Raw genomic sequence first — 19,081 nt, 5'->3', positions numbered from 1 at the left:
GAGTCACTATTGTTTGTTTGCCAAAAGTTTCCTATTTAGCCTTGTTTTTGTGTACAAAATGTTACGTCAAAGTGCTGAGTGTTTTAATTCGTTGGTGTTTAGATTAGGGCGCCACCAGGCAGTTAGGTCGTGTGATAAATGACCAACTACAACAATAACGGAGAAGCAAAGTGAAGCTGAAGTTAATAACTTACACTGTTGCTGCCGCCCTTTATGGTGCTGGTGCTATGCAGGCTGCTGCAAGCATTGGCGATGTACATAAGAACCAAGTACAAAAAATTAAAGGTTTGCAGTTAACATCTGACCAGATCAACCAATTAAATGCCGAGCAAGCCAAAGCGCAAGTGGGTGAGCAAGGTGTGGGTGTCAATATCCAAATCAATCCTCAAGCGAACAAGTTTCAGTATGAGGAAGGTTTGACTGGTGAACAGGTCTATATCGTTCGATTAAACCAAAAACCTTTGGCGCAGGTAAGTGCTGAGCTTTTAGGCACTGATAACGCTTCAGCAAGAACGGCAAAAGCCTCAAAATTATATGTTGATGGTCAGCCTGCAAACCGCGCAGTACAAAAATACCGTGCGCAATTGTTATCTAATCAAAAGCAAGTGCTGGCTGATATTCAGTCACATGTAGGTGCGCGTCAGGCGCGTCAACAGTTTACCAACGCAGTAAACGGTTTCTCTATTGCCATGACACAGGAAGAAGCACAGCGTGTTGCTGACCTTCCTAATGTTGCCTCCGTTCGCCTGTCAAAAACCTATGAATTACAGTCAGATGCTGGCCCTCAGCTGATTCAGGCTGATAAGATTTGGACTGGAACTGCAACCCCAGACGGCCTGCCTTACAAAGGTGAAGGCGTTATTATGGGGATTATCGATACCGGTATTAACACGGATCACAGATCATTCGCGGCAATCGGTGAAGATGGTTACAAACATGACAACCCTTGGGGCGCTGGAAACTACGTTGGTGACTGTACCAAAGTGGGTTTCGAAACCCTGTGTAACGATAAGTTGATTGGTGTGCGTTCATATCCTGTGATCACCGATAACTTTACCAACGGTAATTTCGGTGTAACCCGTCCTGCAGTGGGTGAGGATTATCAAGGTCACGGTTCACACGTAGCTTCTACTGCTGCCGGTAACGTACTGTTAAACGTTGATTATCTTGCTGGTGTTAGTGACACCGAAGCCTCCGATGGTCGAGTGATCAAAGCGGGGTTATTCCCAAGCATTAGTGGTGTTGCACCACACGCGAACATTGTTTCTTACCAAGTTTGTTACCCAGACAACCATATAGGTGCAGGCTGTCCTGGCGAAGCGCTAGTAGCGGGTATTGAAGATGCCATTAAAGATGGCGTGGACGTCATCAACTTCTCTATCGGTGGTCAAGAGTCGAATCCTTGGGCGAGCGATGTTGAGCTAGCCTTCCTTGCTGCCCGTGAAGCCGGTATCTCTGTTGCCGTTGCGGCGGGTAACTCTGGTCAATATGGTGGTGCAGCCGAATACTTCGGCGCAATTGACCACGCTTCTCCGTGGTTATTGAATGTTGCGGCAACGACCCATGATCGCGTAATTGATATCACCACTAAACTGGTTGACCCTGTTGGTGGTTTAACCACTCCAACGTGGAGTGAAATCAGCGGCGGCGTGATCAACAAAGAATCGGTGACTGGCCGTGTGGTAATGGCAAGAAACTACAGTGACGAATACTGTGCTAACCCATTCCCTGCAGGTACTTTCGACTTGACTGATGCCGATGGCAATCCTGTCGATGTGATTGTGGCCTGTCGTCGTAACGACACAAAAAGCACCACAGGTATTGCCCGTAGCGTGAAAGCCGACAACGTGAAAGCTGGTGGTGCAGACGGTATGATTCTGTACAACTACGCAGCGGGTGAAGCGATTGTTCCTGCGGTATCTTACTCAGTACCTTCAATCCATATCACCCAAGAAAACTGGGGTACGTCCAGCGGCAGCGGTCTATATGGCTGGTTGAACAAAGGCACGGGTCATACCCTGACGATCACCGAGACTGAAATCGAGCGTAATCTCAACCCTGAAAAAGCCGATTGGTTAGCGGCATTCTCATCACGCGGCCCGAGTACTTCGACGCCAGAAGCCTTGATCCCAGCAGTCGCAGCTCCTGGTGTGGATATTTTTGCCGCCTATGCCGACGAGCATCCGTTTGATACCACCTCCCCATCAAGCGACTTTGCGATGATCAGTGGTACTTCTATGGCGTCGCCACATGTGGCGGGTGCTTTGGCATTGATCCGTCAAGTGAACAAGGATTGGACTGCAACAGAAGTACAATCTGCTCTGGCGATGACAGCGGAAAATAAAGTTCAATACCGCCGTCTGAACGCTGCAACAGGTGATGTTGAACTTGCTTCAACCTACCGCGCCGGTACTGGCCGTATTAACGTGAAAAATGCCGTTAATGCTGGCTTTGTGATGGATGAAACCATTGATAACTTCAAATCGGCCGATCCTAACAATGGCGGTGTAGTACATAAGTTAAACATTCCACAGTTAGTGAGCTTTGAATGTAAGCCTAAGTGTCAATGGATCCGTACCATTCGTGCAACGAAAGATGGTAGCTGGAGCGTGACGAACGGCGATGTGATCAACTGGCACATGGATTCACAGAGTCAAGCTGTGCAAAATGGGGTTACCATCAAGGCTTATCCAAGCGAGTTTACGCTGAAGGCCGGTGAAACCATGGATATCGTGGTTGAAGCGTCAATCATGGATACCCAAGATCCGTTCAGTAATGCTGAGGTTGAGCTGCACTCAAACTTAATCTTCACTGAAATTAGCAATAATGCGTCAGAAGCCCATTGGCCAATCGTCTTTAAGTACGACAACAATGATATGCCATCTAGCCTGCAAACTACGGCACATCGCAATAACGCCAGTGCAGTGATTAAAGGTATTAATTTACCTGAAGGTGATAGCATTCATGGTCGTATTTTCGAGCCTGTAAAAGCAGAAGTGAAAACCGCAACTCTGCCAAAGGATGATGAAAACACCTACCCATGGAATCTCAATCCGGATCCTAGCGCTGATATCACAAAGCGTGTGGACGAAGCGACTCACGTTGAGATGATCGATGTGCCAGCGGGTAGTCGTCGTCTGATTGTTGAAACTTTAGGTGGGGTAGATTCTCCATTTAATGGCGAATGGGATAAGGGTAATATCCTTATTTATGTAGGTAAGGACTATAACGGTAACGGTCTAGCCGACCCATTAGAAGAAACACTATGCGTGTCTAACGACGGTGTATATAACAACTTCTGTAATATTAATGAGCCAGATGAAGGCACCTATTGGGCTATTTTCTATAACCCAAGAAAAGGCAGTTCTTCTAATAACTATAACGCAGGCGTAATGGAAACCTTCCAATATGCCGCAACGGTAGTGAGTGACCAAGTTGCCAGTAATATGGGCGTTGAAGTCCCGGCCAGCAATGGCACTGATGCTGTCGATATCAACGTAAACTGGAATATCCCAGAGATGTCTTCGGGTGATGTGTATTACTCCTTAGTTGACTTTGGTACTTCTGCTGTTAACGCGGGTAACATAGGTAAGGTGGCCTTTAAACTGAACCGTGGTGTGGATGATGTGAATTTAGACACTACCCAGACTAAGGCGTTAATTGGTCAACAATTACCATTCACTTTCCAAGTTCAAGCGAACGAGTCTGGTGCGGATCGTGCATTTAGTATCGAAGCTACCATTCCAGAAGGGCTAAGCCTGAAAGCGGAAGATGTGTATAGCTCTTCAAGTGCGATTGTTAAAGATATTAAGCTTGAAGGTAAAAAGCTGACCATCAGCGGTGTTCAGCCTAATACTTTAGGTGACTACGCTCACTACAAGATCACGACTAACGAAACTGATCCACTATGCCGTACGCCAAACTTTGGTAACAGCAACCCAGGTGGTTACGTAGACTTAGAAGAGTTCGGTATTTATCCAACAATGAGTGGTTTCCAGCCTACAGTCATTAATCCTGCAACCGGTAAGGCAACAACTGGTAGCAATAATATGATCAACTATCAAACAGGTGTGAAATTGCCAATCAGCACCTTGTTTGGTGGGGAATATACGGGTTATCACCTGTATAACAACTCAGAAACCATGAACATTTGGAATAACAATAGTCTGCAAATTTTGGGTACGGGTATTATCAACCTCTATGAGAGTGAGAAGATATTCTTCCCTTGGCATGATGTCTTCCCGTATAACAATGCTCCATGGGCAAGTATTGGTGTGCTGTGGCGTGGATACGACTATAGGGGAACCGTTCAAGATCTGCTGAGTGTGCCTTTAGTGCTGACCAGCAGTGAAATTGCTGGTATCACCGTGGGTAGTACCTCTTCAGGTTGGGGTATTATTGAGTACGATAATGCGCGTTCTTACAAGCAGTTGGATAGAGATTCTCAAGCTGTTTGGCAGTGGGAAGAGCGTGACGATAGATTCGACTTCGAGCTGCTGTTCAACGTTAACACTCGCTTTGGCGACGGTGAATACGAACTGATCATGGCCTACGATAATATCGACTATGGTAGCCAAAATGATCGCGGTTCTATCGGTCTACAGGGCTTCAAAGGTGCTGTCTCTAGACTAGGCCCAGCTGGCGGTTACAAAGGTGAGCAATACGCTTGGAATGGTCTTAAGGATAAGATCCACAACGGTTTAGTTGTGTGTTACGACTACGTTGGCCCAGAGTCATCTCAATTTGAAGTGACGGCTTGGACTAAAGTCACTACAAATGCACCAGGTAAAGCCTTAACTGTGGATGCGGTCAGTCAGATTGATGGTATGGCGAACATCAGCATGTCACGCACAGTCACTGTACCAAGTAACATCACTGTGGCTCGCATTGCTAACCAAACGATTGCTGAAAACACTCGCTTAGAAGGCTTGAAAGTCATTTATGCCGATGAGCAAAACAGCGTGAACAAGATCACCGTAACGGGTGAGCACATCAGCGCTGTAGTGAATGGCGACACTTCAGGTTCAAGCATCACGATTACACCAGAAGCTAACTTCCACGGCGATGTAGAAATTACTGTGACTGTGAGTGATGTGGAAAACCCAACAGATGCAGCGAGCACTAGCTTTATGCTGACCGTTGAATCCGATGGTGTTGAACCGACTACGCCACCTGTGACACCTGACCCTGACACCAATAAGGATAGTGGTGGTGCTTTAGGAGGTTTATCTATGCTACTGGCTCTCGGGGCATTGATCAGAAGAAGAAAAACTCACTAATCATGGGTTTGACTTCCTAGTCAATTGATATTTATCCTGAATTTAGGATGCCGGCAAATGGATTTTGCCGGCTTTTTTGTTTCTATGGCTTAGCGCTCTTTCGCTGTAACAGTATTTCCTTTTCATCAAAATGTCTTTTTAATGGCATAATCTCGCTTACTTTATGCATCGAAAGGCAAAGCATATGCTGCAGATATTCTTACGTTTTTTAACCCTTGGACTGATGAGTTTTGGCGGACCTGCGGCGCATATCGGCTATTTTCGACAAACCTTTGTCAACGAACTCGGTTGGCTTGATGATAAACGTTATGCCAGCTTAGTGGCTTTAAGCCAATTTATGCCGGGACCCGGTTCGAGTCAGGTCGGTTTTGCCATTGGTTACCATAGGGGTGGACTGCTCGGCGCCATAGCCGCCTTTGCCGGATTTACCTTACCTTCCTTTGTATTGATGTATCTGCTGGCCGTAACCACCGCCGCTTGGTTAGGTAACAATTATATGCAGGGCATAGTCCATGGCTTAAAACTCTTGGCTGTGGTCGTGGTGGCGGATGCAGTGCTGGCGATGTTCAGCCAGTTTTGCCAGCGTAAAACCGCGCGCTTATTGATGCTTGGCAGCGCCGCGAGCATACTGATTTTCCCATTCTTGTGGACCCAAATTGCGCTGTTAATTCTTGCCGCGCTTTTAGGCTTATCATTCTTGAGTTCAACCGAGAGTGAGTCTCAAAAGCCTGACCCCATTCGTTTGAACCACCTGAGCTTAGGTATATTTATCGCCTTGTTTTTGTGGAGCTTTTTTGCTTTAGAGCTTGGTGTTGAAGCTGGGATCTTCGGTGAGTTTTATCGCGCTGGCAGCTTAGTCTTCGGTGGCGGTCATGTGGTGCTGCCGTTGCTTGAGACTGCGGTTGGCAATTCTCTGAGTAGCGATCGCTTCCTCACTGGCTATGCCTTTGCCCAAGCCGTGCCAGGGCCTATGTTCACTTTTGCGACCTTCCTTGGCGCCGAGATGATGCTTGAGAATCCCTTTGTCGGCGCGGCTATCGCAACTCTAGCTATCTTCTTACCGGGATTTTTATTGATGCTGGTGGGCTTAAAGAGTTGGCATGCAATTGCCGCCAGATCCAAGATTGCCGGTATGCTTGCCGGTGTCAACGCCTGTGTGGTGGGGTTATTGGCTGCGGCGCTATACCAACCCGTGTTTACTCAAGGGGTATTATCCGCCATGGATATGGCCATAGTCTTGCTCGGTTTTGGTGCGTTAAAGCTCTTCAAACCGCAGATGCTGCTATTGGTTTTAGGCTTTAGCCTGTGTGGTATCGGATTGATATTACTTGGTTAAGCGAATGACTTCCTAAAGCTGGTGCCTGAGATTAATACGATATTTGTTAAGTTAAACGCAAAGATGTTGCACTGTTTTGGCTATACTTCATAAATATAAAAAAATATAAGCTCGATCACCCTGGAGTAAGCAAGCATGTCGAATTTAAGCCTGCGTAATAAACTACTGCTGTTGTCTTTGTTTCCCCTAATTTTGACCTTATTAGTGCTGATGACCGTTTCCTACTACGTCGAGCAGGAATCTCTCGCGGAAGAAGTGGTGACCTTTAGAACAAAATTGGTGGGCGAACGTAAACAACAAATCAAAGAAGCGACCGAAATTGCTGCAGGGATTGTGCAATATCAACTGTCATTGAAAGACCAAGGCAATGTGAACCAAGCCCTACGTGATATTCGTTTTGGCAGCGCGGGTTATTTCTTTATTTATGATTCCCAAGGCAAAAACATTTTCCATGCCTTAATGCCTAATCTCGAAGGGCAAAACAAAATCGATATGACCGACCCACGCGGTACTAAGATCATTGTCGGTTTGCTGGATGCGGCCAAACGCGGTGACGGTAACTTTTCCTATTACTATCAAAAGCCCAATACTAACGAGCAAATCGAGAAGATTAGCTATGTGATGATGGTTCCAGGTACTGACTGGATGCTAGGTACAGGGGCTTATATCGACGATATCGAAGCCGTAGTCGAGGATTACCGCCAAACCGTGACCGAACAAATGGCCGATAAGTCCTTCATGATCCTATTAATCGCCTTAGTGCTGACGGGGATCACGGCCTTTATCATCATGGTCGCCGCCCATCGTATGGTGGTGCCGATTAAGAATATGGCGGACAGTCTGAATGATATCGCTAAGGGTGAAGGTGACTTAACCAAACGCTTAAGCGTGAAGGGCGAGGATGAAATTGCTCAGTTAGGTCAAGCCTTTAACTTGTTTGTCGATAAGCTGCAAACCATTATCGGCGATGTGGCCAATGCAACGGCTAAGGTGAAATCCGCCGCCAATGCGATTCATGACCAAACCAAAGTGATGTCGAGCCAGTTGCTTAGCCATAACAACGAGACAGACCAAGTGGTGACGGCCATTACCGAGATGTCGTCCACCGCGAGTGAAGTGGCGCAAAATACCACCCAAGTGGCCGAGGCGACCCAAGCCGCTACAGGGGATGTGGCCAATGCCCAGCGCTGCGTCGATGTCTCTCTCGAAGAGATTGCCGGACTCATGTCGCAAATCAACAATGCTGCGGGCAGTATTAAATCCTTAAGCGAGCAATCGCAAAAGATTAACAGTGTGTTGTCTGTGATTGGCGGCATTGCCGAGCAAACTAACCTGCTGGCCCTTAACGCGGCGATTGAAGCGGCCCGCGCCGGTGAACAGGGCCGTGGTTTTGCCGTGGTGGCCGACGAAGTGCGTAATCTTGCCAGCCGTACTCAGGCAAGTACCTTAGAAATTAACGAAATGCTCTCTGAGCTGCATAAGTTAGTCTCGGTCGCAGTTAAAACCATGGACGAGAGCCAGCAGAGCTGCGTGCGTTCGGTGGATTCTTCCCGCGCTATTTCCGAGAGCTTAGGCTCTGTGACATCGGCGGTGACCGCGATTAATGATATGAGTACTCAAATTGCGACGGCGGCGACCGAGCAAAGCTCTGTGACCGAAGAAATCAACCGTAACGTTTATGCCATCCAAGAGATCGTTAACGAGCTACTGCATTCCAGTGAAGATGCGGCCAAGGTGAGTCAAACCGTGTCTCAGGAAGGGATTAACCTCGGTAAATTGGTGGGGCAGTTTAAGATTTAACTCATCTAATTAAACAAGTTAATTAAATTCGCGAATAAAAACGGGAGACAATGTCTCCCGTTTTTTATATCCAGCGGTGGGTTTATCCCTTGCAGGCGCTCTATGCGTAAGCCTTAAGCTGGTTCACTCACCTTTGCTGCCACCTTTTCAGCCCTGACCGCACAGACCTTATATTCGGGAATATAAGCCACAGGATCTAAGGCATTGATAGTGAGCTTATTCGCCGCCGCTTCCACAAAATGGAACGGCAGGAACAGTACACCTGCTTGGGCGCGTTTAGTCACAAAGGCATCGATTTCAATCTCTCCGCGGCGGGTAGTGAGGCGAAGTTTATCGCCATTGTTTATCCCCAGTTGCTCCGCATCATAAACCGAAATCATCACCTTAGGCGCGCCGAGTAAATCCAGCCCTGGTGTCTTACGGGTGAGTGTGCCCGTGTGGAACTGCTCCAACAGCCGCCCCGTTGACAGCGTTAGCGGATACTCGTTGCAGGGCATCTCGGCGGGAAGGCGATAACTGACAGGCGTAAATAAGCCTAAGCCTCGAGTGAATTGGCTCTGGTGCATAATCGGTGTTCCGGGATGGGTTTCATCCGGACAGGGCCATTGAATCCCTTGAGAAATCTTACCTTCGGCATTGGCACTTAATCTGTCCCAACGAATGCCGCGATACTGCGGAGTAAGTTCGTTGATTTCGCGCCAGATGGCCTCTTCGTTGGCATAGTCCCAGCATGCGCCCATGGCGTTAGCGACGGCTTGCACTATCTGCCAATCGGGTAAGGCCTCACCCGGTGAGGCGAGTGCCTGCTCGAGCCGCTGCACCCGACGTTCGGTATTGGTAAAGTGACCGCGTTTTTCCACAAATGCGGCGGCGGGTAAGACCACATGGGCAAGCTCGGCCGTCTCGGTTAAAAAGATATCCTGCACCACCAGAAACTCGATTTGGCTCAATGCATTAAGCACATGGGCTTGGTCGGGATCGCTGAGCACTGGATTCTCACCCATCACATACAAGGCTTTAATTTTGCCCTTGGCAATATCGTGCATCATATGGGTTGCAGTGACGCCAATTTCCCCCGATAACGGCGTTTGCCAATGGTTTTCGAAACGCATTCTGGCATGAAGATCCGTGACCTTTTGATAACCGCTAAAATAGTTGGGTAGGGCGCCCATATCGCAGGCACCTTGGACATTGCTCTGGCCGCGAAGTGGGTTAATGCCCGCGCCTGATACACCAATATTGCCGCAAAGTAGCTGCAAATTAGAGATGGCGGTGACGTTATCGTGCCCCGTCGTATGCTGAGTGATACCCATGGCGTAGTAAACCGCGGTCTTTTCGGCCGTGCCTATGGTACGTGCGAGGCGGGCAATGTCTTCGGCTTTTACGCCCGTGATAAGCGCTGCGTTTTCGAGGGAATAATCGTCCTTGGCTAACTCTGCATAGAGGGCCTCAATGCCTTCGGTGCGCTCGGCAATATAGGCTTTATCCTGCCAATCGTGGCGAATAATTTCCGCCATAATGGCGTTGAGCAACATCACATCCGTGCCCGGCCTATGGGCGACATACAGCTCGGCCTTTTCGGCAATGCCAACCCGCTTAGGATCGGCGACTAGTAAGCGCGCGCCGTGCTGCATCACCGCCTGCTGGATTTTTGAGGCGATAATCGGATGAGCGCAGGTGGTATCCGACCCTAAGATAAAGATGACGTCCGAGTCCTTGATGCTCGGAATATCATTGGTCATGGCGCCGCTACCAATACTTTGCTGCAAGCCCGTTACCGTCGATGAATGGCAGAGGCGAGCGCAGTGATCGATATTGTTGGTGCCAAGAACGCTACGAACAAACTTTTGCAGCACAAAGTTATCTTCGTTGGTGGCCTTGGCCGAGGCGAGGCTGGCGAGGGCATTGCTGCCATCTTTTTGTTTTATCTCGGTTAAGCGTTTTGCCACATAGGCGATGGCTTCGGGCCAGCTACTCGGTTGTAGCTCGCCGTTTTTACGGATCAGTGGCGTAGTAAGACGTTTGTCGCTGTGAATAAAATCGAAGCCAAAACGTCCCTTAACGCACAGCATGCCTTGGTTAACGACCGAGTCCTTATTGCCTTCGATATGGCGGATGCGATTGGCGTTGGGGTCGATTTTAAGGTCTAGACGACAGCCCACGCCGCAGTAAGTACAAATCGTTGAGGCGGTTTTTAACTCTGTACTATCCCCTTGGCGTTTATCTCGGGCATCGACCAGTGCACCCGTCGGACAAACCTGCACACAGTTACCACATTGCACACAGTGGCTATCGGCCATGCTCGCACTAAAGCCGACTCTCGGCGCTCGGCGCTCAAGGGGTTGGCTGATTTCCTGCGGCAGCGCCTGGTAGGAATCTTGGCTAAATTGAATCGCGCAGTGGCCACTCTGCAGCTGACACACATCGACGCATTTGCCGCAGCTAATACAGCGGTTGGCATCGAATTGAATAAAGGGCGCACTCTTATCAACACTGAAATGGCGCGCATTTTCAGTGGTTAAGCTTTTGGCCTCGACACCGTAATCCGTGGCGTAATCCCTCAGCTTACAGTCGGTATTGGCCTGACAGGCGCACTCGAGACAACGCGCCGCCTCTTGCATGGCGGCATCGGCCGGAAAACCAAGCTCAACTTCACTGTAATTCAGCAGCCGTTGCAGCGCCGTGAGTTCGGGCATCTTCAAGCGGGGCTGGCGCTGCGTATGGGGATAAAGCCTTGACCCTGCATTTGAGCTTGTTTCGGTTTGCTTAAGGGCACTTGGAATGGGGGCGCTTGGAATGGTTTTAACCGAGTTAAACGCATGGGCATGTAAATTACAGCTAAGGCCAATTTTTAGCATCTTATCAATAGCGATTGCCGCTTTACGGCCATCGCCAATCGCGGCGACGGCTGTCGCGGGGCCACGGCGGGCATCGCCCATCACAAACAGTTTTTCTACACCAGATGACATGGTTTGCTCACAACCAATTAGGGTGTTCCAGCGGCTCAGCGCCAGTTCGCCATGGCTGAGTTGCCCCATAGGATCCTGCATAAAGCTCAGATCCGGCGCTTGGGAGACGGCGGCGATAACGGTATCGAAGGCCTCGGTAAAGGTTTCTCCCGTGTCCACGGGCGCGCGTCTACCCGAGGCATCGGCTTCACCGAGCACCATTTGGCTGAAGGTGACAGCTTCTACCTGTCCATTAGCATCACTATGATTTTCAATGGGATTAGTTAAGAAATGGAATTTCACGCCTTCAACTTCGGCCTCATGTACTTCGTAGGCTTCGGCGGGCATTTCGGCGCGGGTGCGGCGGTAGATTAAGGTGACATCGCAACCTTCACGCACCGCGGTGCGGGCGCAGTCGATGGCGGTGTTGCCGCCGCCAATCACGGCGACTTTCTTACCTAACTTCAATTGTTTGTCGAGGCAATGATCCTTAAGAAAATCCACCCCAAGGTAACAGCCCGCAAGCGCTGAGCCTTTGTAGTTCATCGGTACCGCTTTTTGGGCACCGATGGCGAGGCACACAGCGTCGAAATCGGCGACCAGCTGGGCTAAGTGAATTTCATGGCCGAGGCGAGTATCGGTATGAATGGTTAACCCATTACGGCACAGCAGCTCGATTTCTTTATCGAGAATCGCCTTAGGTAAACGGTATTCGGGGATCCCGTAGCGCAGCCAGCCGCCCGCCTGGGGCATGGCTTCAAATATCTCAACACTATGCCCTTGGTTTGACAGGTAATAACCCGCGCTTAAACCCGCGGGGCCCGCGCCAATAATGGCAATTTTCTTGCCTGTGTCGGCGAGGCGCGGCGGCTGATAGCTATTGCCTTGTTCATCGTCGGCTAAGTCTAAATCGGCGGCGTGGCGCTTAAGTTGACGAATGGCAATGGGGTCATCGACGAGGCCGCGGCGGCATTCGCTCTCGCAAAACGCGGGGCAGACTCGGCCAATCGACAGCGGCAGCGGCAGAGTGTCTTTAATGACTTTAATGGCTTGGGTGTGGTCGCCTTGGGCAATGTGGTACAGGTAACTTTGTACATCGACGCCCGCAGGGCAGGCCAGCTGGCAGGGGGCCTCACAATCGGCAAAGTGGTCACTTAAAATCGTGCTCAATGCAGCTTGGCGCTGTTTAGTTAAATATGCCGATTGTGTGATGACTTTTAAGCCCGCTTCGGCGGGCGTTTCACAGGCTTTAACGCAGCGCAGGCTGGCATCGGTATTTTCGATTTGCACTAGGCAGAGGTTGCAGTCCTGTTTATCGGCGTTAGGAGCTGTGCCCAATTGCCGTGTCGCATCCGTTGGGTCGCACAGGCTCGGAATGGCTATGCCCGCCTTACGGGCCGCCTGTAATAGGTTATCGTTCGGCTCGGCCGTGACGCTGTGATTGTCGATGTTAAGTTCTATCATCCCAAGGCCTTTTATATTTGTAGGGTGCTTGCTGCATTGGCGTAAAGCGGCAGGCTTAAGGTGGGTTTGAGTATAACTAGAGCGCTTTAGAAGACGCTTATGGGCGGGGGAAGTTTGACGCTAAATTGCCGTTGTCATCACAAACCCGTATCAGACTGTGCGCTGATGAAGGTTTGGTGGTGGAAAGTTGTGATTTACTTGGTGTTTTATATTTGATTTATCTGTATCTAGCTTAATCCTTTGAGGTTTTTAGTGATTATCACTGTTTAGCTTGCTCAAATTTATGTTTGAACGAGGCGTTAAACGGGTTATTTCATGTAGGATCACAGTCTTAACTCGGCTTTGTCTGTTAATCTGCTGGCGCCAGCGGTGCTTTTTAGGCTGATAAAATCGCCCTGAAGTGTCAACACGCCCTAGGTTTACAGCCGTTGTTAGGTTAAAATGCGCGGTTGCAAATACTGTTAATCGCCGCCTCCTTTGATGGAAAATCCATTGAAACGGCAAAAATAAAGCGAAGAAAATCCATGTTTGAAGTTAATCCAGTAAAATTCAAAATTAAGGAGCTTGCCGAGCGTACGCAGCTTCTTAGGGGGTATCTTTGACTACGATGCTAAGCATGAGCGTCTAGAAGAAGTCAGCCGTGAACTTGAAAGTTCTGAGGTGTGGAACGAGCCAGAACGTGCTCAAGCCCTAGGTAAAGAGCGCGCCAGCCTCGAAGCCGTTGTCAAAACTATCGATGATATGGACGCAGGTCTTGAAGACGTTGAAGGTCTGCTAGAGCTTGCCATCGAAGAAGAAGACGAAGACACCTTCAATGAAACCACCAAAGAGCTGGATTATTTAGAGAGCCGTTTGGCCGAACTCGAATTCCGCCGTATGTTCTCTGGTCAACATGATGCCTCCGATTGTTACTTAGACATTCAATCGGGCAGTGGCGGTACTGAGGCACAAGACTGGGCCAACATGGTACTGCGTATGTACCTGCGTTGGGGCGAAGCCCACGGATTCAGCCCTGAGCTGATGGAAGTCACCGATGGTGACGTCGCCGGTATTAAGGGCGCGACCATTAAATTCACCGGTGAGTATGCTTTCGGTTGGTTACGTACCGAGACGGGCGTGCACCGTTTAGTGCGTAAATCGCCATTCGACTCATCGGGCCGCCGCCATACTTCTTTCTGCTCGGTATTCGTTTACCCAGAGATTGATGACGATATCACCATTGACATTAATCCTGCTGACTTACGTATCGACGTATACCGCGCCTCGGGTGCGGGTGGTCAGCACGTTAACCGAACCGAATCTGCGGTACGTATTACCCACTTACCGACTAACACGGTAGTGCAGTGCCAGAACGACCGTTCACAGCACAAGAACAAAGATTCGGCGATGAAGCAGTTAAAAGCCAAACTGTTCGAATTAGAAATGCATAAGCAAAATGCGGAAAAGCAAGCCGCCGAAGATGCTAAATCTGACATCGGTTGGGGCAGCCAGATCCGTTCTTATGTATTGGATGATTCCCGTATTAAAGACTTACGCACTAGCGTGGAGACGCGCAATACCCAAGCGGTACTCGATGGCGATCTGGACAAGTTTATCGAAGCCAGTTTGAAATCAGGGCTGTAATTAATTCAAAGGTATAGACGAGAAATAAGATGACTGAACAAGTACAAGATGAAAACAAACTGATTGCCGAGCGTCGTGCCAAGCTAGAAAGCATTCGCCCGAACTGCAGCGCTAATGCTCACCCTAATACTTTCCGTCGCACCCACAAAGCGGCTGAGTTGCAGGAAAAATACGGTCAAAACACTAAGGAAGAACTCGAAGCCTTAGGTTTTAAAACCAGCATCGCTGGCCGTATCATGGCAAAACGTGGCCCATTCCTGGTGATCCAAGACGTGTCTGGTCGTATCCAAGCTTACGCTGAAAAAGGCGTTCAAGCGGATCTGAAAGACCGTTACCAAGGTCTGGATATCGGTGACATCATCGGCGTAACCGGTCAGTTGCACTTGTCTGGTAAAGGCGATCTGTACGTGAATATGGAAGAGTACCAACTGCTGACTAAAGCACTGCGTCCTCTGCCAGAGAAATTCCACGGCTTAACCGACCAAGAAACCCGTTACCGCCAACGTTATGTGGACTTAATCGTTAACGAAGAATCTCGTCAAGCCTTCGTAATGCGTTCAAAAGTGGTTGCAGCTATCCGTAACTTCATGATCAAAAAAGAGTTCATGGAAGTTGAAACCCCAATGATGCACGTGATCCCAGGTGGCGCTTCAGCCCGTCCATTTATCACGCACCACAACGCGCTGGACATGCCAATGTACCTGCGTATCGCGCCAGAGTTATACCTCAAGCGTTTAGTAGTTGGTGGTTTTGAGCGCGTATTCGAAATCAACCGTAACTTCCGTAACGAAGGTCTGTCGCCACGCCACAACCCGGAATTCACTATGATGGAATTCTATATGGCCTACGCTGACTACAAAGATCTGATGGACTTAACCGAAGAGCTATTAAGCTCTATCGCGATTGAGCTATTAGGCAGCGCGAAAATGCCATACGGCGAGCACACCGTTGATTTCGGTGGCCCATATGCCCGTTTAAGCATGTTAGAAGCGATTCAGAAGTACAATCCTGACAACGCGACTATCCAAGCCATGACCTACGAGCAAGTGAAAGATCTTGAATTCATGCGTGAATTGGCGATCAGCCTAGGCATCAAGATCGAGAAGTTCTGGACCTGTGGTCAGCTATTAGAAGAAATCTTCGGTGAAACCGCTGAATGGCAGCTAATGCAACCGACTTTCATCACTGGCTACCCAGCGGACATTTCGCCACTGGCACGTCGTAACGATGACAATCACTTCATCACCGACCGTTTTGAATTCTTCATCGGTGGCCGTGAAGTGGCTAACGGTTTCAGTGAGTTAAACGATGCTGAAGACCAAGACAGCCGCTTTAAAGCACAGGTTGACGCGAAAGACGCGGGTGACGACGAAGCCATGTTCTACGATGCAGACTACATCACTGCACTGGAACACGGTTTACCACCAACAGCGGGTCAAGGTATCGGTATCGACCGTTTAGTGATGCTATTCACTAACACTCACACTATCCGTGACGTGATCCTGTTCCCAGCGATGCGCCCACAGGCCTAAGCCTGTTAGGTGTTGATTCAACACCAAGAGCGAGTAATAAAAACCAGCCGTTAGGCTGGTTTTTTTATGGCAGTGATATTTTTACTTGCAAAGCTTTTGAGTTATTTCACTATAAAAAAACTATTTTATAGGTTTAGTCACTGCTGATTACTATTATCATGGATCGTGCTGCTTAGTTATTCATTTATGTTAATGTTTTACGCTGTTATTTTGCATTAATTTTTTAATGTAAAAAGTGCTGATATTACTGATAAAAGTCGATGGGGATTCTATTCCTTTTTCCACAGACCTCTTATACTTAGCTTCAACCTTGTGCGTAGCACATTCGACTTATCTAACGACTCAGTGAAATCTACATGAAGATCCCTTCTCTGCTTGGTAGTTTTATCTTGGTATGCAGCAGTTTAACTGTTGCCGCGACAGCGCATTCTGCCGATTCGGCTTCTGTCACTACAAAAAGCACCGCCACGGCGAAAAAAGCCCCTGCAAAACAGCAGGAAGTGGCCGCCAATAGTGCGCTGGTGGTGGATCTAAAAACCAACGAAATTCTCTATTCCAGTAATCCCGATGCCGTAAGGCCCATTGCCTCTGTGACTAAACTGATGACCGCCATGGTGACCTTAGATGCTAAGTTACCCATGGATGAAAAGCTTGCCATCAATATCAATGACACTAAGGAAATGCGCGGTGTCTACTCACGAGTGCGTATCGGCAGTGAAATTAGCCGTAAAGATATGTTATTGCTGACATTAATGTCATCGGAAAACCGTGCTGCGGCGAGTCTTGCCCACCATTATCCCGGTGGTCATAAGGCCTTTATTAAGGCGATGAACGCTAAGGCAAAAGCCCTAGGCATGAAGAATACTCGTTATGTGGAGCCGACTGGGCTGTCAGAGAAAAACGTTTCGAGTGCCCGCGATCTAGTGGTGTTACTCAAGGCCAGCGAAGGCTATCCCATGTTAGGTCAGTTAAGCTCGACCGAAAAGAAAACCGTCACCTTTGGCAAACCTAAGTACAGCCTCGACTTTAGAAACACTAACCGTTTGGTTTACAAAGATAACTGGAATATTCACCTCACTAAAACTGGCTTTACCAATGAAGCTGGCCATTGTTTAGTAATGCGTACCGAAATGGCTAAACGCCAAGTGGCTTTTGTGGTGCTCGATGCCTATGGAAAATACACCCATATGGCGGATGCCAACCGTTTACGTAACTGGTTAGAAACAGGCAAAGTGACTCCTATCCCAGCCGAAGCTAAGCAGTATAAAAAGCAGCGTAGCCAGCAGCAGTTTGCCAAAGTCAGCGAGACCTAAGCAGGCATTAATTGCTTATCCATTCAACAAAATGGCCAGAATCGTTCTGGCCTTTTTGTTGTCATTTGTCCAGCACTTTTGTTGTAGAGGATTGATTGGTTTCACTAAAATTCAAGCAATCATCCCGCTAAGGGTGCGTTGTGTGGCGATACGCCGTATCATTGGCGGGATTTTTCTCTCAAGGATGATATGCGTGTGGCGTTAATCTTAAAAAAACTCCAGTTGATCTATGTGCCCTTTATACTGCTCTGCCTGCTATTTGTCTCAGGTTATAGCTTGCTCCATTGGTTGTTGATTATCGAGTTCCAACTACTGAGCATTGACGAATCGATTATCAATTTCTGGCTGCCGCTGATATTGCCTTGGCCCTTGCTGTTTTTCTATTTAAGGCCGAGGCTTAAGTTATTCCGTTTTACCAAGAGTAATAGCCGTTTTATCTATTTTGTGATTGCTGTGCTGTTGCTGGCCGTACCTACTATCGTGGCGCAGGAATACCTTAATAGCGCAACGGGCAAGTTGACTCAACTCGAGTCCATCAATGCACTATTGCATCAGCCGCAGACCAAGTATTACCAATTAAATCAGTTTTATATCGACAAAAAACATATAGGGGTGCAGCGCAATATTGAGCCCATAGGCAAGGGCAACAGTGAGCTGCGCATGAGCCTGTATATTGCGATGCCAATTTTCGCTAAACGTAACGAGAGTTGGCGGGTCGGTGCTAAGGCCTTGGCATGGTATGGCAAAGTTTATGAGAAAACGATCAGTAATCGACTCGAACAACAGGAGAAAGAAGCGCTATTTCAAGAGTTTATTCATCATAGCCAACAAGAGTTTAATGCCTTAACCCCTGATGACTTTGTCTATCTTGACCGTATCGGCCCGTCAAGCCGTTACACTCAGTTACTCTCCGCAGCCCAAAAAAGCTCAGTCTACTTCGAGGGGTATCAAACCGTCTTGATGCCAGTGAATCAACCCTTCGAGGCGCGTAATGGCCATAAACTGGCGTGGATTATCACTTGGTTAAGCTTTGGGGCCATTCTGTGGTTGTTGATGAGTCTGATGTTAAAGCTGGATGAGACGCAGGCGTCTAAGTCCTTGGCTGCGCAGCTGAGTATGGAAAAACCTAAGGCAGAACTCTATGGTTTTTTGGCCGAATTAAAACCTCGGCAGGGCTTTGTTATCACGCCTATCTTGCTCTATATCAACACCTTGATATTTGTATTGATGGCCTTTGTCAGCCAGCACGTTATCGCCCTACCAAACAGTGTGTTACTCGATTGGGGGGCAAATCTTCGTCAGTTGGTGCTTGAGCAACAAGTCTGGCGTTTAATCAGCAATGTGTTTTTGCACGGCGGCCTGATGCATTTGGTCTTTAACTTATACGGGCTGGTTTTTGCTGGGATGTTTTTGGAGCCACTGCTGGGCAAATGGCGTTTACTCTGGGTCTATCTGTGCTGTGGTTTAGTGGCGAGTATGGCCAGCATAGGCTGGTATGAGGCGACGATCAGCATAGGTGCCTCGGGCGCTATCATGGGGCTATTTGGGGTGTTGACCATCTGGATATGGTTGGGTTTATTGCCCTTGGCGGACAATATGCCGCTCGCCCTGAATCTGACCCTATTTGTTACTGCCAGTCTTGTGATGGGACTCTTTGGCGGTGTGGATAATGCCGCGCACCTTGGTGGTTTGGGCAGTGGGCTGCTGCTTGGGAGCTTGCTACGTCCAAACAAGGTGCAGTCGCAGGCCAATAAAAAGCCGAGGAAAATCCTCGGCTAATGGGTTT

Annotated in this window: 8 protein-coding genes; 7 read left to right on the top strand and 1 reads right to left on the bottom strand. The window is 48.6% G+C overall.

Annotated elements, in window-relative coordinates; translation table 11 throughout:
- The first annotated feature begins 170 nt into the window (after positions 1 to 170).
- From M0415_RS12985 to M0415_RS12975, 3 genes are all read left to right on the top strand, one after another.
- Entirely contained in the window at positions 171 to 5,279 is a 5,109-nt protein-coding gene (locus M0415_RS12985) for a S8 family serine peptidase (RefSeq protein ID WP_249556129.1), read from the top strand.
- A 184-nt stretch (positions 5,280 to 5,463) separates the two neighbouring features.
- Positions 5,464 to 6,615: a chromate efflux transporter gene (gene chrA / locus M0415_RS12980; protein WP_249556128.1), complete on the top strand. Its 1,152-nt coding sequence runs from the start codon at positions 5,464 to 5,466 to the stop codon at positions 6,613 to 6,615.
- Between the two features lie 135 nt (positions 6,616 to 6,750).
- Positions 6,751 to 8,415 (top strand): methyl-accepting chemotaxis protein, encoded by a 1,665-nt coding sequence (locus M0415_RS12975; RefSeq protein ID WP_249556127.1) that lies wholly within the window; start codon positions 6,751 to 6,753, stop codon positions 8,413 to 8,415.
- Between the two features lie 113 nt (positions 8,416 to 8,528).
- Here the strand turns inward: M0415_RS12975 and fdhF are convergent, their stop codons facing one another.
- Positions 8,529 to 12,827 carry a formate dehydrogenase subunit alpha gene (gene fdhF / locus M0415_RS12970; protein WP_249556126.1) on the bottom strand — a complete coding sequence of 1,433 codons (4,299 nt, stop codon included), beginning with the start codon at positions 12,825 to 12,827 and terminating at the stop codon, positions 8,529 to 8,531.
- A 524-nt stretch (positions 12,828 to 13,351) separates the two neighbouring features.
- Between fdhF and prfB the strand changes: the two genes are divergently transcribed.
- From prfB to M0415_RS12950, 4 genes are all read left to right on the top strand, one after another.
- Positions 13,352 to 14,450, top strand: a protein-coding gene (gene prfB, locus M0415_RS12965) for a peptide chain release factor 2 (protein WP_161629216.1) whose coding sequence is annotated in 2 segments (ribosomal slippage) — positions 13,352 to 13,426 and positions 13,428 to 14,450 — 1,098 coding nt in all. Because the reading frame shifts where the segments join, the coding sequence is not laid out codon by codon here.
- A gap of 29 nt (positions 14,451 to 14,479) precedes the next feature.
- Entirely contained in the window at positions 14,480 to 15,982 is a 1,503-nt protein-coding gene (lysS, locus tag M0415_RS12960) for a lysine--tRNA ligase (protein WP_249556125.1), read from the top strand.
- 356 nt (positions 15,983 to 16,338) lie between these two features.
- A complete protein-coding gene (gene pbpG / locus M0415_RS12955) occupies positions 16,339 to 17,295 on the top strand; it encodes a D-alanyl-D-alanine endopeptidase (RefSeq protein WP_011621623.1) in 957 nt (318 codons plus the stop codon).
- Positions 17,296 to 17,484: 189 nt separating this feature from the next.
- The gene (locus tag M0415_RS12950) at positions 17,485 to 19,074 is read left to right on the top strand and encodes a rhomboid family intramembrane serine protease (RefSeq protein WP_249556124.1); all 1,590 of its coding nucleotides are present in this window, start codon (positions 17,485 to 17,487) and stop codon (positions 19,072 to 19,074) included.
- Positions 19,075 to 19,081 lie beyond the last annotated feature (7 nt).

Origin of the sequence: Shewanella sp. 10B, assembly GCF_023475885.1 — a bacterium.
Classification (GTDB): Bacteria; Pseudomonadota; Gammaproteobacteria; order Enterobacterales; family Shewanellaceae; genus Shewanella; species Shewanella mangrovisoli.
Note: the sequence above shows the minus strand (reverse complement) of the source record. Positions and strands in the feature narration are given on the sequence as shown.

What these genes read in the sequence shown, in the direction of transcription:
- chrA (WP_249556128.1), top strand. Translation starts at nt 5,464, where the DNA reads ATGCTGCAGATATTCTTACGTTTTTTAACCCTTGGACTGATGAGTTTT.
- M0415_RS12975 (WP_249556127.1), top strand. Translation starts at nt 6,751, where the DNA reads ATGTCGAATTTAAGCCTGCGTAATAAACTACTGCTGTTGTCTTTGTTT.
- fdhF (WP_249556126.1), bottom strand. Translation starts at nt 12,827, where the DNA reads ATGATAGAACTTAACATCGACAATCACAGCGTCACGGCCGAGCCGAAC.
- lysS (WP_249556125.1), top strand. Translation starts at nt 14,480, where the DNA reads ATGACTGAACAAGTACAAGATGAAAACAAACTGATTGCCGAGCGTCGT.
- pbpG (WP_011621623.1), top strand. Translation starts at nt 16,339, where the DNA reads ATGAAGATCCCTTCTCTGCTTGGTAGTTTTATCTTGGTATGCAGCAGT.
- M0415_RS12950 (WP_249556124.1), top strand. Translation starts at nt 17,485, where the DNA reads ATGCGTGTGGCGTTAATCTTAAAAAAACTCCAGTTGATCTATGTGCCC.